We start from the raw sequence: 4,250 nt of genomic DNA, 5'->3' as shown, positions 1-4,250 counted from the left end.
GCGGCGGCGACCGCCCGCCGGCTGTCCCTCGAGAAGGGTGCCGGGGCCGCCGGCGGCCTCGGCTTCGCGCTCCTGCTGCTCGGCGCCGTTCGCGAGCCCGGCATCGGCCTGGTCGCCGACGCGGTCGACCTGGCCGCGCGCGCCCGTGCCGCTGACGTGGTGGTCACCGGCGAGGGTGCCTTCGACTTCAGCAGCCGGGCCGGCAAGGTCCCGTACGGCGTCGCCGCGATCGCCGCCGAGGCGCTGCGGCCCTGCGTCGCCCTCGCCGGCCAGGTCCTCGTCGGCTCCCGGGAGATGCGGGCCCTGGGGATGGACTCGGCGTACTCCCTCGTCGACGCCGTGGGGGAGGAGCGGGCGTTCGCCGACCCGGCCGGTGCGCTGGCCGACCTGGCCCAGCGGGTGGCGCGCACCTGGTCCGCGCACTAGAACTTGTTCTAGGTTTGCTTCCATGCAGACCACCGTCGCCCTCGCCGCGGGCCCGTTCACCGCCACTGAGCACGAGTTCGTCTTCACCGAGGTCGAGCTCGACGACCCGCGTCCCGACGAGGTGCTCGTCCGCGTCGTCGCGACCGGGCTGTGCCACACCGATCTCACCGTGCCCACGATGCTGCCCGCGGAGATGTTCCCGACCGTCCTCGGCCACGAGGGTGCGGGCGTCGTCGAGGCCGTCGGCTCGGAGGTGACCGGCATCGAGGTCGGCGACCACGTCGTCATGAGCTTCCGCTCCTGCGGGGCGTGCGGACCCTGTGGTGCCGGCGACGTCGGCTACTGCGAGCAGAACATCCTGCTCAACTACATGGGCATGCGCCCCGACGGCTCCACCACGATGCGCCGGGGCGAGGAGACGGTCTTCGGCAGCTTCTTCGGCCAGTCCAGCTTCGCCCGCCACTCGCTGGCGTACGCCGACAACTGCGTCGTCGTGCCGAAGGACCTCGACCTCGCCCTGCTCGCGCCGTACGGATGCGGCTTCCAGACCGGTGCCGGCACGGTCCTGGAGGTGCTGAAGCCGACACCTGACCAGAGCATCGTCGTCTTTGGCACCGGTGCGGTCGGGCTGGCGGCGATCGCGGCCGCCCGCGGCGCCGGGGTCGAGACCGTCGTCGCCGTCGACCCGGTCCTCGCCCGCCGCGAGCTGGCCGAGCAGTACGGCGCGCGCACGGTCGACCCGACCGAGGAGGGTCAGGCCCCGGTCGCCGACCGGGTCAAGGAGCTGACCGGTGGCGGCGCGGCGTACGCCATCGACACCACGGCGATCCCGGCCGTCGTCCTCGACGCCCAGCGCTCACTGCGTGCCCGCGGCACGCTCGTCGCGCTGGGCCTCGGTGCCCCGGAGTACACGATCGACGCCATCGACCTGCTCTCCTCCGGCAAGATCGTCCGCTCCTCGATCGAGGGCGACGCCGACCCGAAGCAGATGGTGCCCGAGCTGATCCGCCGCCGCGCGGAGGGCACCTTCGACGTCGACCACCTCATCGCCACCTACCCGTTCGAGCGGATCGCCGACGCGATCGCCGACACGACCTCCGGCAAGGTCGTCAAGGCCGTCCTCACCTGGTGACTCCTCGGCGGACTCCGGGCGTGACTCCCGGGTGATGACGACAACGTGGGGAATAACCGTCGGTGTGGGACTATTGAGCCTGTCGTAGACGACCTAGCAGGCCCCGAGACCTTCCTGGAGAGATCATGAGTGACGGATGCGGTTGCGGTAGCGGCCACGGCCACGGCCACGGCGCGGAAGCCCCCGCCACGAGCGGCGCGACCCAGACGGTCGCCGCCCCCGTGCTGGTCGACCGACGCGAGGACCAGATCAACCTGAGCCCGGTCGCGGCGTCGAAGGTCAAGAGCCTTCTCGAGCAGGAGGGTCGCGACGACCTCTCGCTGCGCATCTCCGTGCAGCCCGGCGGTTGCAGCGGCCTGCGCTACCAGCTCTTCTTCGACGAGCGCAGCCTCGACGGTGACGTCGTCACCGACTTCGACGGCGTGAGCGTCGTCGTCGACCGGATGAGCGTCCCCTACCTCAACGGCGCGATGATCGACTTCGTCGACAGCATCGAGAAGCAGGGCTTCACGATCGACAACCCCAACGCCACGGGCTCGTGCGCGTGCGGAGACTCGTTCAACTGACAGGTCGAATCGGGACTTCCCTGACTCGAAATGCGACAAATCCACCCCGACGGGGTGGATTTGTCGCATTTCGAGTCAGGGAAGTCCCGATTCGACCTCAGTCGAGGTGCAGGTGCAGCGCGTTGGCCAGGCGCTGGGCGGCCTCGGAGATCTGGATGTCCTTCTTCGGGACCTCGCGGGGGAACTCGTCGAAGTGGATGCTCGGCGGGGTCTGGGCGACCTTGCGAGCGGCGCGGGCGAGGCGACTGTTGACTTCTTCGCAGTCAGCGCGGAGCTGGGTCGGAGACTCGATCTCCTCGTAGGGGGTCATGACGTCGACGCTAAGGGCTACTGCCAGGTAGACCCAGAGGTACCGGCCGGTAGTCTTCCGTGTCGTGACTCACGCCCCCGGCTCCCTACTGATCGCGGCCTCCATCGCCACGGACCACCTGATGACCTTCGAGGGGAAGTTCTCCGACTCCCTCGTCGTCGACCAGCTCGACAAGCTCTCCGTGAGCTTCCTGGTCAACGACCTCGAGGTACGACGCGGCGGTTGCGCGGGCAACATCTCCTTCGGACTCGGGGTGCTCGGACTGCGGCCGGTCCTCGTGGGCGCGGTGGGCGAGGACTTCGCCGACTACCGCTCGTGGCTGGAGCGGCACGGTGTCGACTGTGACCACATCCACGTGTCGCCCACCAAGCACACCGCCCGCTTCGTGTGCACCAACGACGCGACGATGGCCCAGATCGCTTCCTTCTACCCGGGTGCGATGAGCGAGGCTCGCGAGATCGAGCTCAAGCCGATCGTCGACGTGGTCGGCGAGCCGGCCTACGTCCTCATCGGGCCCGACGACCCGGAGGGCATGCTCCGCCACACCGAGGAGTGCCGTCAGCGGGGCTACAAGTTCATCGCCGACCCGTCCCAGCAGCTCGCGTTCGGCGACGGCGACCTGATCCGTCAGCTCATCGACGGAGCCGACATCCTCATCACCAACGAGTACGAGTCCCACATCGTCGAGAAGAAGACCGGCTGGACCGCCGACGACATCCAGGCGCGGGTCCGTCTCCAGGTGACCACGCTCGGCGCCGACGGCGTCCGGATCGAGGGCACCGACCAGGCGCTCATCGAGGTGCCGGCGTGCAAGGACGTCACCCCGGTCGAGCCGACCGGTGTCGGTGACGCGTTCCGGGCCGGTTTCCTCGCCGCCCTCGGGTGGGACCTCGGCCTCGAGCGCGCCGCCCAGGTGGGATGCGTCCTCGCTGCCTACGTCGTCGAGACGGTGGGCCCGCAGGAGTACAGCTTCACGAACGAGGAGTTCGTCGCCCGGTTGCGCGGCTCCTACGGCGACGAGGCGGCCGACGAGGTCGCCTCGCACATCAACTGACGCTCGGCACCGCTCAGCCGAGGCGTCGTACGACGTAGCGGGGGAGGCCGTCCTCGGCGGTCTCCTCCCCGACGTACTCCTGGCCGCGCAGGCGGCACCAGGCGGCGACGTCGTGGCGCGCCGCCGGGTCGTCGGCGACCACCGCGACCAGGTCGCCGACAGCGAGGTCCGGCAGTGCCCGAGCGAGCTCGATGATCGGTCGCGGACAGACCTGGCCCCGGCAGTCGAGCTCCTTCACAGCCCCAGCCCCTCACGGACGTCGCCGACCACCTCGGTGAGGGCGGCGCAGAACGCGTCGACCTCGTCCTCGGTCGTGTCGCGGCGCAGGGAGACCCGCACGTTGCCGTGGGTCAGCGCGCCCATCGCGGCGAGCACGTGGCTGGGCTCGAGGGTCGAGGCGGTGCACGCCGAGCCGCTGGCGACGCCGAAGCCGCGGCGGTCGAGCCCGTCGACGAGCTCGTCGCCGGCGACGTAGAGGCAGGAGAACGTCACCAGGTGCGGCAGCCGGTCGACGGGGTCCCCGACGACCTCGCTGTCGGGGAGGTCGCCGACGGCGGCGCGGATCCGATCCACGAGGGTGAACTGACGCGCCGCGGTCTCCTTCTGGTCCGCGAGCACCGCCTGGAGTGCCGCGGCGGCCGCGAGGGCGAGCGGGACCGCCGTCTCGCCCCCGAGGTGGTCGAGACCGTCGTCGCCGGGGAACGGCGCCGTCCACCGCGCCGAGCGTCGTACGACGAGCACCCCGACGCCGCCCGGGCCGCC

General features: G+C 70.7%; 7 protein-coding genes. 4 read left to right on the top strand and 3 right to left on the bottom strand.

Annotation, left to right across the window (positions count from 1 at the left end; genetic code table 11):
- The 3 genes from H0487_RS21945 to erpA all read left to right on the top strand — a co-directional run.
- Positions 1 to 426 (top strand): glycerate kinase (locus H0487_RS21945; protein WP_183096336.1); only part of this gene is annotated, 426 nt, incomplete at its 5' end.
- A 22-nt stretch (positions 427 to 448) separates the two neighbouring features.
- On the top strand, positions 449 to 1,558 hold the full coding sequence (locus H0487_RS21940) for an NAD(P)-dependent alcohol dehydrogenase (RefSeq protein WP_183096335.1): 1,110 nt from the start codon (positions 449 to 451) through the stop codon (positions 1,556 to 1,558).
- A 125-nt stretch (positions 1,559 to 1,683) separates the two neighbouring features.
- A complete protein-coding gene (gene erpA, locus H0487_RS21935) occupies positions 1,684 to 2,124 on the top strand; it encodes an iron-sulfur cluster insertion protein ErpA (protein WP_246384269.1) in 441 nt (146 codons plus the stop codon).
- Positions 2,125 to 2,221: 97 nt separating this feature from the next.
- Here the strand turns inward: erpA and H0487_RS21930 are convergent, their stop codons facing one another.
- Positions 2,222 to 2,434 carry a P-loop NTPase family protein gene (locus H0487_RS21930; RefSeq protein WP_183096334.1) on the bottom strand — a complete coding sequence of 71 codons (213 nt, stop codon included), beginning with the start codon at positions 2,432 to 2,434 and terminating at the stop codon, positions 2,222 to 2,224.
- Between the two features lie 121 nt (positions 2,435 to 2,555).
- Between H0487_RS21930 and H0487_RS21925 the strand changes: the two genes are divergently transcribed.
- Positions 2,556 to 3,488, top strand: a complete 933-nt coding sequence (locus tag H0487_RS21925) for a carbohydrate kinase family protein (protein ID WP_183096337.1) — start codon at positions 2,556 to 2,558, stop codon at positions 3,486 to 3,488.
- A 13-nt stretch (positions 3,489 to 3,501) separates the two neighbouring features.
- Here the strand turns inward: H0487_RS21925 and H0487_RS21920 are convergent, their stop codons facing one another.
- Positions 3,502 to 3,726, bottom strand: coding sequence for a sulfurtransferase TusA family protein (locus H0487_RS21920; protein WP_183096333.1), 225 nt, complete (start codon positions 3,724 to 3,726; stop codon positions 3,502 to 3,504).
- Positions 3,723 to 4,250: aminotransferase class V-fold PLP-dependent enzyme (locus tag H0487_RS21915; RefSeq protein WP_183096332.1), on the bottom strand; the 528-nt coding region annotated here is incomplete at its 5' end. The genes H0487_RS21915 and H0487_RS21920, both read right to left, overlap by 4 nt.

The sequence above is a fragment of the Nocardioides stalactiti genome (assembly GCF_014180715.1).
In the GTDB taxonomy this organism is placed as follows: domain Bacteria; phylum Actinomycetota; class Actinomycetes; order Propionibacteriales; family Nocardioidaceae; genus Nocardioides; species Nocardioides stalactiti.
This window is presented reverse-complemented; position numbering and strand designations above follow the sequence as displayed.

Bases quoted from the DNA above. Each gene is read 5' to 3' on its own strand.
- H0487_RS21940 (WP_183096335.1), top strand. From the start codon at position 449: ATGCAGACCACCGTCGCCCTCGCCGCGGGCCCGTTCACCGCCACTGAG.
- erpA (WP_246384269.1), top strand. From the start codon at position 1,684: ATGAGTGACGGATGCGGTTGCGGTAGCGGCCACGGCCACGGCCACGGC.
- H0487_RS21930 (WP_183096334.1), bottom strand. From the start codon at position 2,434: ATGACCCCCTACGAGGAGATCGAGTCTCCGACCCAGCTCCGCGCTGAC.
- H0487_RS21925 (WP_183096337.1), top strand. From the start codon at position 2,556: ATGACCTTCGAGGGGAAGTTCTCCGACTCCCTCGTCGTCGACCAGCTC.